The sequence below is a fragment of the Steroidobacter denitrificans genome, from assembly GCF_001579945.1.
In the GTDB taxonomy this organism is placed as follows: domain Bacteria; phylum Pseudomonadota; class Gammaproteobacteria; order Steroidobacterales; family Steroidobacteraceae; genus Steroidobacter; species Steroidobacter denitrificans.
In genome coordinates this window covers 2958985-2977861 of record NZ_CP011971.1, presented here as the reverse complement: position 1 = coordinate 2977861, position 18877 = coordinate 2958985, and the positions used below count along the sequence as shown (strand labels likewise).

Genomic DNA, 18877 nt, shown 5'->3' with positions numbered 1-18877 from the left:
GTCAAGGCTCCCATTCGAAGTGCTCGAACGCCGCCGGGTCGAGCCCGAGCAACGGCACATGGAAGCGTAGGTTCTGATCGTCTCGGGTGGCGAGATCCAGGGTTTCGCATTCTTCGCCGATGGTGCAGTCCGCTTCCCGTGCCATGCCCAACCATACGGCGAGGGATTCCAGGTCGTGCGTGGGTGGCAGCCGCTGTGCCAGGCCGGCCAGACTCAGTGGCTGGTCGCTGCCGCGTATCGTTTCCACGGTGTCGCGCACTAATGCCTCGCGGTCGAGGCTGTCCAGCGAGGACCAGAACTCCTCGTCGATCTGGTCGATGTCACCGGCCATGCGTTGCAGATCCAGATCGCGCAGTGCCTGCTGATCCAGAGACTTGAAGCGCAGCCGTTCCACCAAGGGTAGGCCGCCGCAAGCGATGGCCAGAGGCGGCAGGCGGGCCGGTTGCCGGCGTACCGAAGCGATATTCCAGTCCACTGCCTGGGCATGGCGGAAGACCTCGTTGAGCAGTTGTCCGACCCGATGATGTTCGGCTGCCAGACCGGTGCGGAGAAAACTGCGGACATCGCGTTCGCTGCGCGAGCGTGCGCGGATGACTGAGGCCGACTCCTTGACCAGACGCATCACCAGCCACCGCAGATCGGCCTGTTGCGACAGTGTCAACGCGATCCCGGCCTGGGGATGCTGCAGGATGGTGCGCAACCGGCGCTTCATCGCTTCAAGCTCGATTTCCTGTTGCAACTGCTGATGGAACGTCTGGAATACCCGACCTTCAGCGGTTTCGAGCAATGTGTCGTGGCCGTCGAGCAGGGTGTCGACGATCGCGCCGCGGTGGTGGCCTTCGTTGACGACGGCGTGACGCAAGCGCAAGTCGGCAGCGCGCCAGGAATCCTCCACTCTTCGGAAGTCCGCGCGCAGACTGGTCGCCAGCGCGTAGAGTTCGCGGATACCCTCGGCCGCTTCCTTGGCGTCAGCGACCTCGATCCGGCCGGCTTCAGCCTCATCCAACTCCCGTTGCAGGTCGGCTATCTGCCGGCGCAGATGTTCGGCCCGGCTCTGTGGATCAGGGTTCAGCCGAGCTTCCAGGCGCTCGATCTCGCGCTGAACTACTGCCAGACGCGAAGCCGTGGAGGTCATAATGCGGCTGTCCAGCGCTTCCACGAAACGCAGCGCAGTTTCCAGCGCATCTGTGGCGTACAGTCGCCCCTCGCGCTCAACCACAAGGGAGCGCCGTATCCAGGTACGCAGCTCCCTGCGTGCCAACATGGCGGTATCACCGCTGATCTCGAACTCGCTCAGTCCGACATGCCCAGCCAGCAACTCGGCCAAGGCTTGCTGGGCATCGTCGTAATCGACACCGTCCTGACTTTCCTCGAACAGCGCCTGCAGACAACCCAGCACCAGTGGAGCTCGGCGCCCAGCCAGTAGCTGCCACGCAGGATTCTGCTGGCGCGCCAGAATGTAGGACTGGGTACGCTCGTGGCTGTTGCTATCCATCAGGCCGTCGCTGGACGTTGATCCGTGTGGGTCAGAATCTGAAGTATCTCCGCATCATTCATTCAAGCGAAAGGCATTGCCTCCCGGAACTGACTGTCTGTAGCCATAGCCGTGGCTGGTTTGCGCTGGAAGGCATGTGTTGCCCGTTTTTGACGCGCGGTTTAGGGCACGTTCCGAACCGGCCATGCCCTGCACCTCAACTGCTCTCTCCCAGGTGGCCTTGTTTCTCATCCCTGCTCTGGGGTTCCAATGGCATAAGGTTGCGGCTATCTATTCCCAGGACTTCTCAGGGTCCAAGTGCTGCACCAACTCCATGGCGTCATGCAGTACCCGGCCAATGACAACTAGGCCATCCTCAATCCGGTAGATCAGGAAATGCCTCGGCCGGCGTACGATGCCGGTCACAGTACGTGCGCGCTCCCGACTGAGTCTCAGGTGCCAGGATCGGACGCCTTCGCCGAGTTCCGGGCGGAGGATATTGCCAACCCTGTCAGGTTGGCTGGAGATGTCGTGCAGTGCAGCCGTGATCAGGGCTGCGTAGCGTGTGCGGGCGGCCTCTCCAAATTGCCGTTCAGTCCACGCGAGTAATTTCACAATATCGGCTTTGGCTGGGCCCGACAGCCGGTAGCCAGCCATCAGTCTGCCGTGTGTGCGAGTTTGACCGCCTGCTCACTCAACTGGTCGATGAAGTCTTCGATCTGGTCTTCGGCAACATCCGTGTAATCGCCGGCAGCGATTGCGGCCCAACCCTGGTCAGCCGCCTCCTTCAGCGCCTTGAGCTTGGCTGCTTCGAGCCGCTCACGCTGCTCGATCAGGCGCAGGCCTTCGCGCAGCACTTCGCTGGCGTTCTGGTAGCGCCCGGATTGCACCAAAGCTTCGACGAGATCGTGTTGATGCTTGCTGAGTACCACGTTGCGCGTCGGCATGGTCGTTGGCTCCCGAGACGATGGCCTGAGTGTAGAACGATTGGCATAATAGGCCAACGAATGCGAAGACCCGCACTCCCTCGGGTAGGCTGGGCGGCGTGTACAGCGTTGTCTTCGCGAGAACGACCGAACGGATATGGCGCGCCGGAAAGCACCCTCGCCCATCTCGTTTCAGGCTTGGTGTGGATTGTCACTACCCACATTGCCACAAACCCACAATTGATGGATACTGAACCATCTCAATTTCCCGTCCTTGGAGCGCGCCCATGAGCCGTCTGACCATCGACGTCACCGACCAGCAGCACCAAGCCCTCAAGGCTTTGGCCGCGCTGGAAGGCAAGTCCATCAAGCAGTACGCGCTCGAACGCCTGTTCCCCTCCGCCTCCCCGGAGGAGCAGGCCCTGCAGGAGCTGAAAGCCCTGCTGGCCGAACGTATCGCGCAAGCCCAGCGCGGCGAACTGGTTGAGGGCAGCATCACCGACGTCGCGGATGATGAGCTGCGCCACACAAGCAGGACATGACGCTTCCCTACCGCCTTACGCAAGGCGCCGTGGCCGATCTGCGCGGTATCGTGCGCTACACCGTCGAGCAATGGGGCAAAGAGCAATGCCGTACCTACGTTGCTCAGATTGAGGAAACCGCCTGCGCCCTGGCCAAGGGTGAAGGCCCGTTCAAGAACCTGGACGACGTGCATCCTGGCCTGCGGATGAAGCTGGCCGGGCACCACTACATTTTCTGCCTGCCACAGCCTGACCGCCCGGCACTCATTCTCGCCATCCTGCACGAGCGGATGGATCTCATGGTCCGTCTCAAGAACAGGCTGCGGTAGTCCCAGGACGGACTGACATCCAGCCTTCGGCGGGTAGCCTGATCGAGCCGCCTGATCCAGCGCCTATCGTTGCCGGTACGTATCTGTGTTTCGGCTTCGAGGCATCGCCTGCCCGCGAACAGCAATTACTGCTGCTGCCAAAAGATGCGCCAGCTGCTTGTGCCACCGTCATCTGCAGGCGAAAAGAAACCGGTGCTGAGCGATAGATGCTGGCTCGTGGCAATTTGCAAACCTCACTGGACCGCAATGGAACTTCTTGTGCTGCTGCCTCGCTGGTGTGCCAGAATCAAGTCCACAATCGAGTCCATATCACTAGATTCATTGTGGAAGAAGCGTTACCCATCAATGAGTTGGATAGCCGGTGCTGTTCCCATCACCCGCTCCACTGCAACATTCCGCGGAAATCCGTGGACGGCCAGGAAGCGCTGCAAGTCGTTGTCACGACCGAAGTTTTTCGTGACTCGACGTTCCAGAGCCGTCTACCGAAATCCGCCTGAATCCGGGACTTTTGGGCCCATTTTTGGGCCCATTTTCACGGGTACGGCGGCTTCCGGATTGTTGCTGGAGGAGCACGGCTGACGAGATAACTATCCGGTTCCTGAAGCTTGTTCAGGAGCCAGAGCATGGTGCTCTCAGACATGGCTGTCCGGCGCGCGAAAGCCACCGGCAAGGCCTACGACCTCTACGACACGCTGGGCTTGTATCTGGCCGTCACCGCCAACGGTGGCAAGAGCTGGCATTTCCGCTACTACTGGCTGAACAAGCGCAAGCGGATGTCGTTCGGCACCTATCCAGAGGTGTCGCTGCTCGAAGCCCGCGCGCTGCGGGACGCAGCTCGGGCTTTGGTGGCCAAAGGCATCAACCCGCGTGTCCACCGCAAGCAGAAGCGCGCCGCTGCCAAGCTCGCTGGCGAGCACACCTTCGAGGCTGTGTACAAGCAGTGGTTCACCCACCGCGAACTCAGTCTCAAGAAGGGTCGGCAGTGCACGTCCTCGACGCTCCCGCGCATCTTCGACAAGGACGTTCTGCCCTTGTTGGGCAAGCGCTCGATCTACGAGATCAAGCGCCCCGATCTGCTGGAAGTGATCGCCAGGATCGAGCGGCGCAAGGCGCTGTCCGTCGCCGAAAAGGTGCGAACCTGGTTCAACCAGATGTTCCGTTACGCGCTGGTCGTCGTGCCGGACCTGGAGTACAACCCGGCGTCCGATCTCGATGTGGTCGCGGTGCCCTTGCCGCCTGTGAACCACAACCCGTTCCTACGTATGCCCGACCTGCCGAAGCTGTTGCAGCGGCTGCGCAAGTATCGCGGCAGGTTGCAGACCCAGCTTGGACTGCGGTTCTTGCTCCTGACCGGCGTGCGCACAGGCGAACTGCGGCTGGCGACGCCGGATCAGTTCCATCTGGACCAGGGGCTATGGATCATCCCGCCAGAGATCGTGAAGCAGTTGCAGACGGACATGCGCAGGAAGCGTCAGAAGCCGCAGGACATCCCGCCGTACATCGTGCCCCTGTCAGCGCAGGCCATCGAGATCGTTCGGCATCTGCTGGACCAATTCAAGCCGGCGCAACGTTATCTATTCCGGCACGACTACGACTTGAAGAAGCGCATGAGCGAGAACACGCTCAACACCGCGCTCAAGCGCATGGGCTATCGCGACCTGCAGACCGGGCACGGCCTTCGGGCTGTCATGTCCACCGCGCTCAACGAGATCGGTTATCCCCTCAAGTGGGTCGATGCGCAGCTCTCGCACGTCGATCCCAACAAGACCAGCGCCACCTACAACCATGCCGAGTACGTCGAGCAGCGCCGACGCATGATGCAGGATTGGGCCGACCGGCTCGATCTCTTCGAGCAGAACATGGTGGAGGCGGCCAGCATGCCCCTGACCATTCACGTGGAAGGTGTATCCGCGGTCACGAACGAACAGGCAAACGACGCCGAGCCTCCCAAGACGACCGCGACCTCCCCGATCCTGCTGGTCACGAAGCCTGGGGATGCGGTGCCGCTGGTTACCACTGCCGCTCATCGACTCTCCGCTGTGACCTTGCCACAGCCAACAGCGCAGCCGCTTTCCGATGTCCAGCGCGAGCGGATGGAGCTGATCGATGTCTTTGAGTCACCGCACAACCTACCGGTCGCCGCATACGCGAAGCTGGCGGGGAAGTCCCGCCGCTGGATCAGCTACGAGGTCAGGGCCGGAAACCTGCTGGCATTGAACGTCGGCAACCGGGGCCAGCGTGTGCCGGACTGGCATCTCGACCCGCACAAGCATGCCCTGATCCAAGCCGTCCTGAAGCTGAACAGGGACGCAGACCCTTGGAAGATTTACCACGCGCTGCTGAAACCGCGTGGGGCGCTGGGCCGTCGGTCCGCCATCGAGGCCGTCACGGCAGACAATCTCGACAAGGCCATCATGGTCGTGTCCACAGACGTGAGGGAAGGCGAATGGTTTCCGCTGCAGGTGGCGTAGCGACAAGCACCACGCCAGATTGGCGATCGGTGCCGCTGGTGAAGCCCCGTGAACGGTGTCCGCGTAGGCCTTATCCATGGGGGTTCAGGCTCAACAGGCTGCCGTCATCAAGCCGGCTCATCCAGCGCGCGGCGCTGCCAGTGCGAACCGGGTACTGTTCCAGCAGGGCATCGACATCCACAAGGTTCGTCTCGCGCGACCAGGTGAGGAACAGGCGCACGGCCTTCACGCTGGTGCAACAGGACAGCAGTTGCCCGAACAACTCCTTGCGGGGTGAGCGCAGCCCATCGAAGAGATTGCGTGCTTCTTCGAGGCTTTGCTTGACGCCGGCCTCGTACAGCAGCTCCAGGACGGCGCGCTCGGAAACAGCGACCTGCAGGTGCTCGGGCAGGCCCGGCGGCGTGGTCAGGGTCTTGTTGGCCAGAGTGGTGTCCGGCCAATCGAACAGGCGAGCGTGGACGTAGCGTGCCGGAAAGCGTGAGGTGAACCATGCTGGCAACGCGAAGCGGCTGTCGCCCCACAGTACCAGCGTGTCCCGGCTGCCCAGGTTGTGCCGCACGCCTTGCAGGGCCAGGGCACTCTTGCCGCCGACATGCAGGCCGGGCACACGCTGTTGCAGGAGCTTCAACGCACCGTAGACGCCGAAGTCGTCGTTCGGGAAGGCATAGACGCCCTGGGCCAGGCGCACGAGCCACCCTCCCTCCGCATAGTGGGCGGCGAGCTGGGGCGATACCCCGAACTGGTTCAGGGTAGCAAGGTCGAACGGCGCCCCACGCGGTAGCTCCGCCTGCAGGCGCTTGATTACCTGATGTCTGGGACTTCTATCCATGTAGGAAAAATAACACAAAATCCAATCAACCGGAAGTGCCCTATGCGGTGATCGCATTGAAAATACCATCATATTTTATTTTCCATACAACATCTAATCGAGGCAGCGAGCTACTGTCTACCCTTTCCAGGCCTTGTATAGGGCAACTCGTGGCTACCCGGCCACAGACAAAGGGGTGCCGTCCCGTACCGCATTGAGGGCGGAAGGCAGTTTGTGCCCTGTTTACGATGGTCCCTTTCTCACAGCAGGCTGGACATCATGGGTATACAGCGACATGGCGTACCCGAGGGGGTATGGCTTGACAATGTAAGGAAAATTCCTTACCATGCAGGCATGAAGATCAAAGACAGGAGTCCGACCATGCCTGGCATCCACGAACTTGCCACACTCACATCCAAGGGACAGATCACGTTGCCCAAGTCCATCCGGCAAGCGTTAGGCGTGACCACCGGCGGCAAGGTGGCGTTCGAGCTGCGCGGCGGCGAGGTCGTCGTCACCCGAGCCGAGGCCGAGCACGAAGACCCGGCGATCGGCGCCTTCCTGGGACTGCTGGAAGTGGACATCCGCGACGGCAGGAACGTCCGGGCGTTGCCGGAAGATCTCGCCCAGGCCATGCTCGCCAACGTCGGCCACGCCAACGACCTCGATGAGCCCATCGAGGGTGAGGTCGCGCTCTGATGCAGCGTCATGGGTGGGTGCTGCTGTTCCATGAGTGCATCGTGGAACAACTGCAGAAGCTGCACGCGGCGGACGAACGTGCACGGCGCAACGATCCGGAAGGTTTCGAGCACAACGCCAACGTCAAGCTGTTCCGAGCGCTGAGCCAACTGATTCTGGATACCGTGCCGAGCGATCCGGCGCGGGACGAGTACCGCCAGGGCAACACCCTGGGACCGGAGCATCGCCATTGGCGGCGCGCGAAGATCGGACGGCGGTTCCGCCTGTTCTTCCGCTACGACTCCAGAGCGAAGACCATCGTGTTCGCCTGGGTCAACGATGAGCAGACGTTGCGCTCGGCGGGTAGCAAGTCCGATCCCTACGCGGTGTTCGAGAAGATGCTCGAACGAGGAAACCCGCCGGACGATTGGGCAAGCCTGGTGGCCGCGAGCCGGTCCGACTGGTCTACACAGGAGACGCGATAAACCCTCCATACGAGGTAAGAGCGATGAAAACGACATCCCGTACCACGAACGCAGAACGCGCCGGCAGATGGTTCGGCCGCGCATGGCGGGGATTCGTTCGGCAAGAGGCCCGTGCAGTCCAGTGGCTCGCCGGTAAGGGGCTGCCGGCCGGCGTAGCGCGGCTCCTGCTCTGGATCGTGAAGCTCGCCGTCTTCGCCGTGCTGCTGTACGTCGCGTTCTGGCTGGCCTTGTTGCTCGCGTTCGCAGTAGCTGCTGCTTGGCTTGTACGGAACTCCGAATTGGATGACGAGAAGCAGCCGGAACTCAGGGACGGCCATTCAGGCGTCGGTTTGTACGACAAGGATGACTGGCGAATCGACATGGGCGACCCCGACGATCCGTAGCTGTCTTAACAACAACTCATCGGCCAGCTTTGCTCATCCTCGTATCTCCAGTAAGAAGGCTTGCTAACCGCAAGCCATTCAACCTCAGAGCTTGAGCTGCTTGTTCTGGCGGTATATCCCAAATCTCAGCAAGTTGAATTGAGACTGTTGCTGCATCCCAAGGCATCACAGATACTCCGCGTACCTTGGCAAAGGGGCCATCGCTCTCTGATACCACTCGGTCTCGTGGCATCAATTCAGCAAGTTTCCGCCCATTAGCAGAATGCAACATCGCAGGCCCGACGCTGAACCAGCACCCTAACTCTTTGGCGCGTAATAGTTGCGAAGAAGAGTCTGTGAACCAGTGGAGAACTGCGATACCGAAGCCAGAATAGGCCTCAAGAAAATCCAGAGTCTCCCGAGCGGCCGCTCGTGAATGAATGCTTAGGACACGCCCCCCAAGCGTAACGCACTTCTGTAGCACGGATTGAAATATGTGCCGTTGAAGCTCCTTGTGTTGCCTATAACGGGCCGAACCATCCAGGCCAATTTCTCCAACGCCTGAACAGTTCTCTATCTGAGCAAGCAAGGTGTCCAGTTCGCTAAATTTCTTGTCAGCAACTTCTGGGTGAAGGCCAGGAGATATAAAGATGCTTTCTGTTTCAGGAAGGATTTTTGATGTGGCAGAAAAGGCTCTCGGGCTGGTAGTCACTAGCCAAACAAACTCCACTGCAGGATTTCCTGTGATTGGACCCGCCTAATTTCCTAGGAATGGGACCACTCGATTTCCTGGGAATGGACCCACCCAATTTCCTCGCAATGGGACCACCCGCCGGAGCTGCTTTTCGAGCCCGGCGGCGCGCGCTGTTGCGCGCCGCCGCGGCCTCAGGAGCGAAACGGCGATGTCAACCCAGGCGATGTCCTATTCGGGGGTAAGCCCCGGAGCGAGCCCCGCCCCCCGGGCGCTCGATCGTGGCGCAGCGCCTTCTACGGCGAGCACCGTCGTTTCCGCAATCACCACCCAGTCGCGGGCGCCGGCCCGCTCACACAGCCAATCCGCTTATCGTCGTGCAATTTGCTCGCACGGGGAGAACTGGATGGCGCGGAGGGAATTGACGGTGCAGAGATATGAAGAAATCAAACGACGGCTCGCCGAGGGCCGCAGCGTACGTGAGATCGCGAGCGCGTTGAGTTGCTCACGCCGCCTGGTGCGCGAGATCCGCGACGGCGTGCGCGTGACACACGCGATCGCCGCGAGTCCGGATCCACTGTGGATGTCGCAGCTGGATTGGCCGGTGATCATTCACGATCTGGGGCTGGGTCATCCGCTGAAGTTCATTTGGGAAGAAAAGGCGCAGACGCTGACGACGTACTCCAACTTCTGGAAGCAGTTTTATCGCAAGTTCCCGCAGTGTCGCAACGCCAGCGTTACCGCCCGAACGTTCGAGCCCGGGGAGCGCGTCGAAGTCGATTACGCCGGCGATCCGATCGAGTGGTACGACATCAAGACCGGCGAAATCCACAAAGCTTATGTGTTCGTGTCCGGCCTGGGCTTCAGCCAATTGCTGTTTGCCTGGGCGGCGGAGGATATGAAGAGCCGCAACTGGATCGCCAGCCATCGACGCATGTACGCCTATTACAACGGCGTGCCTCACGTCACCGTACCTGATTGTTTGCGGCAAGGGGTCGTCAAATGTCACTTGTACGACCCCGATCTGAACGAAAACTATGCACACATGGCCGCGCATTTTTCCACGGCAATCGTTCCGGCGCGCGTCAGAAGGCCGAAGGACAAGGCGATCGTCGAGGGACTGGTAAAAATCCTCGGTCGCTACTTTCGCTTCCGCTTTCGTCACTCACGATTTACCTGCATCGCCGAGATCAATCGAGCGCTCATGGTATGCGTTGAGCGGATCAATGACCAGCGGCACCGACGCTTTGGCGTCTCGCGCCGCGAACGCTTCGAGACAATCGAAAGGGCCGCGCTCAAGGCGTTGCCCACAGCCGAGTACGATGGCGGGGAGTGGAAGGAGGCGAAACTGCATCCCGATTGCTTCCTCGCCGTGGAAGGCGATTACTACAGCGCGCCGCACATCCATCGTCATAAAACGCTACGAATCAAGCTCACCGATAACCAGGTCGAGATCTTCCTGAACCTGGAACGCCTGGCGGTCCATCCACGCTGCCGCATGAAATCCGGCCAGCGGATCAAGATCAAGGAACACTTCCCGCCGAACTCCGATGCCTATTACGAGTCGACACCGCAGCGGCTGTTGTCACAGTCGCGTTTTATCCACGCCGATCTTCACGCGCTCTTCATCGAGTTGTTCAACGACGACGTTTTTGCACATATCCGTCGCGCCATGGGGCTGGTCTCGGCATGCACCAAAGAGATCAATCTTGTTGGACACGAACTTGCCAGCGTACGTATCGCCGCAGCCATTGCCGCCATGCGCCGCTACAACCGGATCCGTGTCCCGTACTTCAAGGAATTGCTCGCTCAGGCGCGTAAACAATCGATGAACTCCCAGCCCGAGCGCGACATCGTGCGCAAGCCCGGCAATCCCATGCTCCGGTACGTTGGCGGCGCAGCGCTGCAGGCCGCTGACAAACCTTCTCTCTCATCTACTGCAGCCCAGGAGAATCTACCGCTATGAGTATTGCCATGGTAAAAAATCAGTTGGCCGAGATGAAGCTGCTCGGTATGCTCGGCGTGCTGGACAACGCACTCGCCGAGGCCACCCGCGATCAGCTCAGTAGCAGCGAGTTGCTCAATCAGTTGGTGCAAGCCGAAGTCGATTACCGGCAACAGCGTAAAACCGCTAATCGCATCAAAGCCGCCCGGTTCCGCGATCGTCCGGCCTTCGAAGACTTCGACTTCACCGCGAAGCGTTCGCTCACTCGAGCACAGATCAAAGAGATCCAAAGCCTCGACTGGCTCGCAGATGCACGGCCACTGATGCTCCTCGGACCCACTGGCGTCGGCAAGACCTTCGTGGCGCAGGCCGCGGGACTTCACGCGTGTGCTACCGGGAAATCCGTCATGTTCACCAGCATCACCAAGTGGCTCGAGAATCTCAATCTGGCACGCTCCAGCGGCACGTATCTGCGCTATCGGGACAAGCTCGCCAAGTTAGATCTGATCATCTTTGATGAGATGGGCAGCCGCAAACTGACCGCCACCGAGGCTCAGGATCTATGCGAGATCCTGGAAGAGCGATCGAGCAGCAAATCCGTGGTGTTCACCTCCCAGTTGCCCCTCGCTCACTGGAGCGAGGTGATCGCGGACACCGTCATCGCAGACGCCATCTTCGATCGGCTGCAGCACTCGGCGCTGACCATCGAGGTCACCGGCGAGAGCTACCGCGGTGTCAAGGCCAAGAAACTTGCTTCGCGCAAAAAGGACGCGTAAAACTCCTCGCCAGCGGCTCCGCCGGTAACCCACGCAAGGTGGGTCCAATCAGAGGAAATCGGGCGGGTCCATTGCGCGAAATCCTGCACTCCACCTTTCTCAGTGCATCAGCATAGACTTGCTTCGCATTGGGATAGAGGTCCAGGTGACAATGGAAATCCATCAGATTACGCCATCTGCTCGAAGCAAAACCGCCAGCTCGCTCAATCCTTGTTCAATAACACGCCGATAATTTTGGCGATCAGCCTGAGGAGCAAAAGACAGCGTTGCACCAAGGAAGGAATCAAGGCCACGTTGCTCAGCAGAAAGAACCGCGCATGCTACCGCCATGGGGTCATCCGCACTCGCTTTGCCTGATGAAGAAAGGGATGAAAACTTGTAATTTGTCGTATCGGGATGTCCCCAATGGTGAATGGCAGCCTTGCGAACCATGCATGGCACACAACGTCCGCAGTGCATCCGGTTGTAAGTGCGAAAACGTCCACAGCTTGTGGTGTCACACGCATGCGTTTCGAGGATCGTTTGATTCGCACATTCCCGCAGCATCTCTCCTTTAGTCTTGAACCGGTATGGCATGAGCAAACTTGCTTCGATGCCTATGCCTTCGAGCATCTCTTGCAGCAGGCGCATGAATAACGGATGCGTAGTTCTGGTGCTAAGGCTAGCCATCCTGCCTGGCAGTAGTGGCGGATTAAGGCTAATGAAACCATTCTCTGCGACTAGAATCTCTGGTTTCTTCTGTGATAGCAGTGATGTTGCGAGCACGGCTAGGCCATAGAAGGCCATTGAGCGAGCCCTTGTAGAGGTTTCTTTTTCACCCTCGAAAACAATGCGGTGACTCCACTGTTGATGCCAATCTGTACCACCCAATGTTTTGGCGTAGGCAACTTGTCTGGCCGAGTCCTCAAAAGCAAGGTGCGAAACGAAGATTGGCTTACGCCCTTGAGCGACAGCATCAATGCCTCCTATCAGGCTATCGAGCCCCCCGGAAAGCAATGCAACACAGTCGCGGTCACAGAGTCGACGCTGACCTTTCGGTGGAGTAGGGCCGCCTTCACTGAATCGAAGTGTCCAGAAATCACCAGTTAGCACCCGCAGCATATTCTCCGCAATGCGTTTATTCTTTTCCCATGGGGCTGGATCGCTGAGCGTAATATCAAGCTCAATCTGGCGAGTCCATCCGTCCGCACTTTTCTTGCGAAGGACAGCTATGTCGGCTGCACAAACGGCGAAGCAAAAGAGCACAAAGTCCCACACTGGGGTTGAAGGCGCATAGCCAGCCTTCTCCAGTTCTCGGCGCCAGCCGTGGGCTATGCGGCCCACCGTTGGTCGTGATGATGACTCCAAGAAGGTGAATGCGCGCGCTCCCGAAGGCAGGGAAGCCGGTAGTGCATCGACGCTCGAACAGATAATGTTCATGATTCGGCAAATACCGTTAGCGCATCTTGCAGCGCTGCATTCGCGATTTCTCGCATGGCTCGCTCCACGCCACCAGCGCGGGCCTTCTCCATCGATCGATTGACTACAACCATGATGTAGTCGAGCACCTGTCCCAAGCGACTCTGAACAACCTGTGGTGCGTATTGAAGTTTCTCGAAGACTCGACCAAGTTCAAGCTGGACGCGGTTGTAAACATCAAATGCCACGGTATACGCCATCAAGCTGGCTATCTGGTCGTCCGTTAAATTGAAGATGTCTGCGTTTGGCTCCATTTCGTAGAGATGGGCAATGGCGTGATCCATGGCATTCCTGGCAGACTCCTCATCGACGCTGCCCCCAACTGGAACTAATCTCTGCACAACTTCGAGCGCGGTATCCTTCGCCGAAAGTCCACGCTGCCTTATCGAGTCGACCCATGCGTTAATGGCGGGATCGTTGCCATCACGGGCTGTAGCCAGGAATCCACCCAATGACGAGGCCGCAATTGCGCTCGTCCGCATGCGGCTCCCGGCCCTCGACGACCCTCCCATGCCTTTCTTCACGAAGCTTGAAATACCTCGACGAAGATCGGAGCTGCTGCCGGACCGAACAAACCCCGTCAATGCTCCACGAGCTTGTTGATATCGTCCAGGCGGGGCTGTTGCTGGGCCTGCAGGTGGTGATGCCGCTTGGCCCTCGTCATCCTCTCCACCTTGTGACGACTGCCTATACGCAACGGTCTGCCGAAGCCGGCAACTCGCCTGCAGGGCATTCGCTCATTACATCAGAACCGGACGATGGAAGCGGGCGGACGTTGGGCATCTTCCTCGTCGTCGCTCCTATCTCCGGCTATTTCGCCATTGATGTGGCTCTCGGCAGCTTCGTGAGAAATCGAAGAACGGGCGCTCGTTCATCAAATCCTCGCTAGTTTCTGGTGCGGTGCTGCCTTACCTGAGGACACATACCATCCCGGAGGAAGTCATGGTTTCAGAGAAGTCTACCTCGAAGAAGTCCGGCCCTTCCACCAAGGGCGCAATCAAGCGCACACGCCTGCCGAGAGAATCCCGTACCCCCGCGCCAGGATCGAAAGGGAATGCCAAGACGCGCAAGAGCGCACCACCAATTACCGGACTCGATGCCGCTCCACCGCTTGCCGAGCGAGTGGAGGCTGAACGCGAGCGGATCTTCAAAGCGGTTTCCATAGTCCAGTGCTGCCGGTACGCAATAGTCACGAAATGGGAGGTCGACGATCTCGAATACATGATCCCGGCGTTCGAGGCTGTCTGTAATCTTCTGGATGCCTCTGCGGAGGAACTTGAACTGATTGCGTTTGCGTGTGTAGATCTTATTTGAGCGGTGAGCGCCGGGGCTGCCTGCAGACGCTGGGCAACCTGATATTGGGTGCACCTAGCCGGATGTGCAGCGCCGTGACTGGCGCTATCCGTACCTGACCTCGGGCTGCTCGCGCAGATACCGCCGAACGGTGTTGCGTGATAGCCCGTTCTGCCGGGCGATCTGGCGAATCGATCGCCGCTACCGTCTGAGTATGAGACTCTGAACTTCTACTGCTTGCTCCTGGATCGTAACCGTCCGGGGAAGTTATCTTTCCTGAAGGGGTAGCCGGAAGGATACTCGTGTCCGCGTAGATTAAGGCGGACACATGGACGCTTCGAGCGTAGCGACAGCGGCGCAGACGATACACTCCAGCATTCAAGACCTCGGTGATCGAGGCTTGCCGGGGGCAGGGGTGTCGATTGCAGTGATCGCCCTGGCCAACAGTCTGGTGCGAACATGCTGCGCAAGGGGGTGGTCGAGGCGGAAGGCTCGAAGTCCGTGGCTGAGGTTGAAGTGCTCGCGGTGAGATCCGGATCAAGGTGCAGCGCGGTAGCTTGCGATCAAGATGAGTTGGCCGGCTAAAGGTGCCGCGGCGTGTAGCGTCTGGCTGCACGAGTTGTTGAGATGATCCGGATCGAGGCGGTGTGGTTGGCGGTGGGACCGCTGGACATACGCGCGGAGACACACACGGCGTTGGCACGCCTACCGCTAAGAACGTGGCTGATAGCATCGGTGCGGGGATGTTTTCATGCCCTATTTGAACTGGCCGCGTTTCTCCGATCCAACAACCGCAGCTGACTCAGCGTGCCGCGTCCTGGTGTGGACATGATGGATAGCGTCCAACCCAGGTGTTCGCACAGCCGGCCCAACAGCTCCAGGCCGATGCCGCCCCCCTCCCGGCCGCCGCCGCGCGCTATTTGCGTATAGATGCGGCTGATCTCCTCGGGCGTCATGCCGTGTCCAGGATCCTGGATGACGACCGTAGCGTCCGTTTCCAGGCGAATGTGAATTTCTCCCTGGTCGCTGTTCTCGATGGCATTACGCAGCAGGTTGCCGATGGCGGCCTGCACCAGATGCGGCGGAGCCGACACGCTGGACGGTGCCAGTTCGTCTACCACGATCGACAGCGCCTTGCCCCGCAACAGATGACGATGGTCGTCGATGATTTCCGGTAGAAGCTCATGTAACAGCACGACATCGTCGGTGCGCATCAAACGCGCGGGATCCTTGGCCAGCGTCAGCAACAATGTGATCAAGTGCTCCACGTCGCGCGCGGTGCGACGGATTCGCTGTATCTGGTGGCGCACGGCTGGTAGCAGGCCGGGCTGGTCCAGGGCCAGTTCGGCGGCACCCCCGATCACCGCTATGGGTGTGCGCAACTCGTGGCTGGCGGTGTTATTGAAAGCGCGCTCGCGTTCGACAAACTCGTCCTGCCGGTGCAGGTAATCGTTCAACGAGTTGGCGATGATATGCAGCTCGGAACTGGCCTTCCGGTCCACCGTAACGTGCTGGCCCGCGCGATCTGGCGCCAGGGCGCCAATATCATCCGCCAGGCTCAGCAGGGGCCGCAATGATCGCCGCAGTCCCCATGCGACCATCAGCCCCATCACCACCACCAGGGTCAATGCCAAGCCAGCCACAAACAAGGTCAGTGTGGCCTCCTGTGCTTCCAGATCGGCGATGTCCAGGACGATGGCGTAGTTTACGCCGTCCACACGCTGAACCAGCACCACCGTTTCGCGGCCGTCCAACCAGAAATCGTCATGCACACCCTCGGGCAGTGCGGACAGGGCGGGTGGCGTCACGTGCCCTGGTGTGCCGTAGAGCTGCAGGCTGTCGGTGTGGCGCCATTGATAGCTTGGGTCTTCCGCCGTACGCTGCAAGTGGTTTTCCAACTCGCGCTGCAACAGCGATTCCCACACCAAATTCTCGGCGAACTCGTTGACGAGGAAGCCATGCAGCGTCACTGCCCCGGTGAGCGCTACGGCATAGCCGAATAGCCACGACATGACCTGTGCGTGCAGGCTACGACGCGTCGTCACGAGCGGGGGATTCGTAAGGTGCGGCCAAACGGTAGCCGGTACGCGGTAAGGTTTGAATGAGCTTGACCGGGAATGGGCCGTCCACGCGGCGGCGTAGTTCGTAGATATGAGAGCGGAGAAGGTCCCCGTCCGGCGGGTCGTCGCCCCACAATGCGTGTTCCAACTGCTGGCGCATGACGACCGCAGGACTGGCCTGCATCAGCGTCTCCAGCAATTTCCGGCACGCCGGGTACAAATGCAGCACCTGTCCGGCTCGAGTGATTTCCAGCGTGGCTAAATCCAGACGCAGATCATGGACTTCCAGCACGCTGCGGCGCTGGCGCCCCTGAGCGCGCGCCATCAGCGCGCTCAGCCGTACTTCCAACTCGGGTAGCGCGAAGGGCTTGGTCAGGTAGTCGTCGGCACCGGCACGGAAGCCGGCAATTTTGTCCGGCAATTCATCGCGTGCGGTCAGCATGATGACCGGCACGACCGAGGCGTGATCCTCGCGCAAGCGGCGTAGCACATCGGGACCGGCCATCCTCGGCAACATCCAGTCCAGGACGATCGCATCGTAGATTTGGGTGGTCGCCAGATGCAGGCCGGTGGCGCCGTCAGGCGCGGCATCGAGGATGTGACCACGCATCTCGAAGTACTCAAAGAGATTGGCCACCAGACTCCGGTTATCTTCGATGACCAGCAGCCGCATCGACGAGGTTCTCTGGACAGTAATGACGCAGGCTTGAAGCATTGCAGGTCTTACGTCAGAAAATTGTCGGACTGCGACGGTTTTCATACATGCGATGGCCCACCCTCCTGCATGGCGTCGTCCTGCCCGTAATCTGATGAGTTCAATACACTCCCGCCTCCCGCGCGTTCTTCGCCCCGTGCCGCTACTGCGGGTCTTGATAGCACTTGCGCTGTTGGCAGGCCTGGGAATGCGTGAACCCATGCCAGCTGACGAGCCACGCTTCGTGCTCGCCGCGCAAGCGATGGTGGAGTCGGGTCAGTGGTTATTTCCGCACCGCGGCACCGAACTGTATGCCGAGAAGCCGCCGATGTTCATGTGGATGCAAGCGGCCAGCTATTTGCTGGTACGTGACTGGCAAGTGGCCTTCTTGCTGCCGTCGCTCCTGGCGGCGCTGCTTACGCTGTGGTTGACGGGCGATCTGGCCCGCCGGCTATGGGGATACCGGGCCACTCCTTACGCTATGTTCGGGCTATTCGTCTGCCTGCAATTCGGGCTGCAAGCCAAGCGTGCCCAGATCGACATGGTGCTGGTGGGCATGACCACGCTGTCATTGTGGGCGCTGCTTCGCTATTTGCTCGAGAAGCCGAATCCGTGGCTGCTGGCGCTGGGTACATTTTCTGCAGGCCTGGGTACGGTGACCAAGGGAGTCGGCTTCCTGCCGCTGCTGGTTTTTTTCCCGTGGCTGTGGGTTCGCGCGGCGTTTCGGCAGACCGTGCAACCGCAGCGTTGGCATGCACTAGCCGGTGCAACTGCTTTCCTGTTGGGCGCAAGTGTCTGGCTGGTGCCGATGCTGTCCGCCGCGCTGTCCTCTACCGATCCGGCAACGTACGCCTACGCACGTGAAATACTGTTCAGGCAAACCGGCACGCGCTACGCAGACGCCTGGCATCATGTAAAGCCGGCGTGGTACTACCTTCAAGCGATGCTGACGTTGTGGCTGCCCGGCACGTTGTTGGCGCCCTGGCTACTACCGGCATGGTGGCGTCGTATCCGCCGCAAGGATGCACGCTACGTACTGTTGCTGACATGGGCATTATTGGTCCTGGCATTCTTCACCGTCAGCCCTGGAAAGCGCGATGTGTACATCTTTCCCATGCTACCGGCGTTATGCGTTGCAGCGGCGCCGCTGGTGCCGGCACTGCTGCGGCGTACCGCCGTGCGTGCCTTGCTCTGGGGATACCTAGGCATACTGGTAATCGTGACCATCGGCGCGGGCCTCTGGTTGCTGCTGGCGTCGCCGGAGCGTTTGCGGTGGATGGTCGAAGACCGCGGCATGGACCTCGCCACGTTGATGCCGCTGTCGTGGTGGTTGCTGGCCTTTGGAGGAGCCGCCTCTGTAGCGATCATAGCGACAGGGTGGGGAAGGCAGCGACAGCCGGAAATAGCGCTGGTGATCGTCACTGCGGCGTTGTGGGCCACTTACGGCGTGGGTGTCATGCCGCTCCTGAGCCCAGACAGCTCCGCTCAAGCGTTGATGCGGCGTGTCGGTGAACGCATCGGCCCCGATGCCGGCCTGGCTATGTTGGGGTGGCGCGAGCAGCACCTGCTCCAAGCCGATCGGCGCGCGATGGATTTCGGCTTCACGCAGCCACGTGCGGCTCAGTGGCAGCGCGCGCACGAATGGGTGCTCGAAGATCCAACTCGTCGCTGGCTATTCTTGCGAAAAGAGGCCATCGGACCGTGTCTGGATCCCCGGCAGGTGATCGACATAGGCCGGTCCAACCGGCGGGCGTGGGCGCTTGCGCGAGGCGATGCCTGGATCCCAGGCTGCGAAGTGTCCGCCGACGAGCCTGTGAATAGCAGCGAAGACTGAAGACCATGCGATGGGCCGCGCGTTGGCCAAATGCGCCGTGCGCCAGCCGGCCAGGCCACGACATTTCTCCGA

Annotated in this window: 20 protein-coding genes and 1 pseudogene; 11 read left to right on the top strand and 10 right to left on the bottom strand. The window is 60.1% G+C overall.

The genetic code is table 11. The features are described 5' to 3' along the window. Position 1: 1 nt before the first annotated feature. The 3 genes from ACG33_RS13380 to ACG33_RS13370 form a co-directional block, all read right to left on the bottom strand. Positions 2 to 1495 carry a DUF3375 domain-containing protein gene (locus ACG33_RS13380; protein WP_066921944.1) on the bottom strand — a complete coding sequence of 498 codons (1494 nt, stop codon included), beginning with the start codon at positions 1493 to 1495 and terminating at the stop codon, positions 2 to 4. Between the two features lie 270 nt (positions 1496 to 1765). Further along, the gene (locus tag ACG33_RS13375) at positions 1766 to 2131 is read right to left on the bottom strand and encodes a type II toxin-antitoxin system RelE/ParE family toxin (RefSeq protein ID WP_066921938.1); all 366 of its coding nucleotides are present in this window, start codon (positions 2129 to 2131) and stop codon (positions 1766 to 1768) included. Next, complete coding sequence (locus tag ACG33_RS13370; protein ID WP_066921936.1) at positions 2131 to 2421, bottom strand: type II toxin-antitoxin system ParD family antitoxin; 291 nt, start codon at positions 2419 to 2421, stop codon at positions 2131 to 2133. Before ACG33_RS13370 ends, ACG33_RS13375 begins: the two co-directional genes overlap by 1 nt. 266 nt (positions 2422 to 2687) lie before the next feature. On the opposite strand from ACG33_RS13370, the gene ACG33_RS13365 reads away from it, so the two are divergent. The 3 genes from ACG33_RS13365 to ACG33_RS13355 all read left to right on the top strand — a co-directional run bounded on the left by ACG33_RS13365 (position 2688) and on the right by ACG33_RS13355 (position 5721). Then, a complete protein-coding gene (locus tag ACG33_RS13365) occupies positions 2688 to 2942 on the top strand; it encodes an antitoxin (protein ID WP_066921934.1) in 255 nt (84 codons plus the stop codon). Next, positions 2939 to 3250 (top strand): type II toxin-antitoxin system RelE/ParE family toxin, encoded by a 312-nt coding sequence (locus ACG33_RS13360; protein WP_066921932.1) that lies wholly within the window; start codon positions 2939 to 2941, stop codon positions 3248 to 3250. Before ACG33_RS13365 ends, ACG33_RS13360 begins: the two co-directional genes overlap by 4 nt. 623 nt (positions 3251 to 3873) lie before the next feature. After that, positions 3874 to 5721: a tyrosine-type recombinase/integrase gene (locus tag ACG33_RS13355; RefSeq protein ID WP_066921931.1), complete on the top strand. Its 1848-nt coding sequence runs from the start codon at positions 3874 to 3876 to the stop codon at positions 5719 to 5721. Positions 5722 to 5791: 70 nt separating this feature from the next. On the opposite strand, the gene ACG33_RS13350 is transcribed toward ACG33_RS13355, so the two are convergent. Next, positions 5792 to 6550 carry a type IV toxin-antitoxin system AbiEi family antitoxin domain-containing protein gene (locus tag ACG33_RS13350; protein ID WP_066921929.1) on the bottom strand — a complete coding sequence of 253 codons (759 nt, stop codon included), beginning with the start codon at positions 6548 to 6550 and terminating at the stop codon, positions 5792 to 5794. Positions 6551 to 6910: 360 nt separating this feature from the next. On the opposite strand from ACG33_RS13350, the gene ACG33_RS13345 reads away from it, so the two are divergent. The 3 genes from ACG33_RS13345 to ACG33_RS13335 are packed head-to-tail and all read left to right on the top strand — an operon-like array spanning position 6911 to position 8075. Further along, positions 6911 to 7228 carry a type II toxin-antitoxin system PrlF family antitoxin gene (locus tag ACG33_RS13345; protein WP_066923425.1) on the top strand — a complete coding sequence of 106 codons (318 nt, stop codon included), beginning with the start codon at positions 6911 to 6913 and terminating at the stop codon, positions 7226 to 7228. Further along, positions 7228 to 7692 carry a type II toxin-antitoxin system YhaV family toxin gene (locus tag ACG33_RS13340; RefSeq protein ID WP_066921927.1) on the top strand — a complete coding sequence of 155 codons (465 nt, stop codon included), beginning with the start codon at positions 7228 to 7230 and terminating at the stop codon, positions 7690 to 7692. The genes ACG33_RS13345 and ACG33_RS13340 overlap by 1 nt, the downstream gene beginning before the upstream one ends. 23 nt (positions 7693 to 7715) lie before the next feature. Next, positions 7716 to 8075 (top strand): DUF3742 family protein, encoded by a 360-nt coding sequence (locus ACG33_RS13335; RefSeq protein WP_066921925.1) that lies wholly within the window; start codon positions 7716 to 7718, stop codon positions 8073 to 8075. Positions 8076 to 8091: 16 nt separating this feature from the next. Here ACG33_RS13335 and ACG33_RS15865 read toward each other — a convergent pair whose 3' ends face one another. Next, complete coding sequence (locus tag ACG33_RS15865; protein WP_210399080.1) at positions 8092 to 8766, bottom strand: TatD family hydrolase; 675 nt, start codon at positions 8764 to 8766, stop codon at positions 8092 to 8094. A gap of 406 nt (positions 8767 to 9172) precedes the next feature. Between ACG33_RS15865 and istA the strand changes: the two genes are divergently transcribed. After that, on the top strand, positions 9173 to 10711 hold the full coding sequence (gene istA / locus ACG33_RS13330; RefSeq protein WP_168159999.1) for an IS21 family transposase: 1539 nt from the start codon (positions 9173 to 9175) through the stop codon (positions 10709 to 10711). Continuing rightward, the gene (gene istB, locus ACG33_RS13325; RefSeq protein ID WP_066918470.1) at positions 10708 to 11466 is read left to right on the top strand and encodes an IS21-like element helper ATPase IstB; all 759 of its coding nucleotides are present in this window, start codon (positions 10708 to 10710) and stop codon (positions 11464 to 11466) included. Before istA ends, istB begins: the two co-directional genes overlap by 4 nt. Before the next feature lie 162 nt (positions 11467 to 11628). Here the strand turns inward: istB and qatC are convergent, their stop codons facing one another. Further along, on the bottom strand, positions 11629 to 12885 hold the full coding sequence (gene qatC / locus ACG33_RS15860) for a Qat anti-phage system QueC-like protein QatC (protein ID WP_210399079.1): 1257 nt from the start codon (positions 12883 to 12885) through the stop codon (positions 11629 to 11631). Further along, on the bottom strand, positions 12882 to 13406 hold the full coding sequence (gene qatB / locus ACG33_RS13320) for a Qat anti-phage system associated protein QatB (protein WP_157071803.1): 525 nt from the start codon (positions 13404 to 13406) through the stop codon (positions 12882 to 12884). Before qatB ends, qatC begins: the two co-directional genes overlap by 4 nt. Positions 13407 to 13507: 101 nt before the next feature. Here qatB and ACG33_RS16270 point away from each other — a divergent pair, with 101 nt between their 5' ends. Beyond that, a complete protein-coding gene (locus tag ACG33_RS16270) occupies positions 13508 to 13813 on the top strand; it encodes a hypothetical protein (RefSeq protein WP_157071802.1) in 306 nt (101 codons plus the stop codon). A 53-nt stretch (positions 13814 to 13866) separates the two neighbouring features. Continuing rightward, entirely contained in the window at positions 13867 to 14238 is a 372-nt protein-coding gene (locus ACG33_RS13315) for a hypothetical protein (RefSeq protein ID WP_157071801.1), read from the top strand. A gap of 90 nt (positions 14239 to 14328) precedes the next feature. Here ACG33_RS13315 and ACG33_RS16810 read toward each other — a convergent pair. The 3 genes and pseudogenes from ACG33_RS16810 to ACG33_RS13305 all read right to left on the bottom strand — a co-directional run. Beyond that, positions 14329 to 14466: pseudogene (locus ACG33_RS16810) on the bottom strand (helix-turn-helix domain-containing protein); the annotation flags it as partial. A gap of 500 nt (positions 14467 to 14966) precedes the next feature. Next, positions 14967 to 16229: an ATP-binding protein gene (locus tag ACG33_RS13310; protein ID WP_066923422.1), complete on the bottom strand. Its 1263-nt coding sequence runs from the start codon at positions 16227 to 16229 to the stop codon at positions 14967 to 14969. 16 nt (positions 16230 to 16245) lie between these two features. Further along, positions 16246 to 16950, bottom strand: coding sequence for a response regulator transcription factor (locus tag ACG33_RS13305; RefSeq protein ID WP_066921921.1), 705 nt, complete (start codon positions 16948 to 16950; stop codon positions 16246 to 16248). Positions 16951 to 17086: 136 nt separating this feature from the next. On the opposite strand from ACG33_RS13305, the gene ACG33_RS13300 reads away from it, so the two are divergent. Continuing rightward, a complete protein-coding gene (locus ACG33_RS13300) occupies positions 17087 to 18805 on the top strand; it encodes an ArnT family glycosyltransferase (RefSeq protein ID WP_066921920.1) in 1719 nt (572 codons plus the stop codon). Positions 18806 to 18877: the final 72 nt, after the last annotated feature.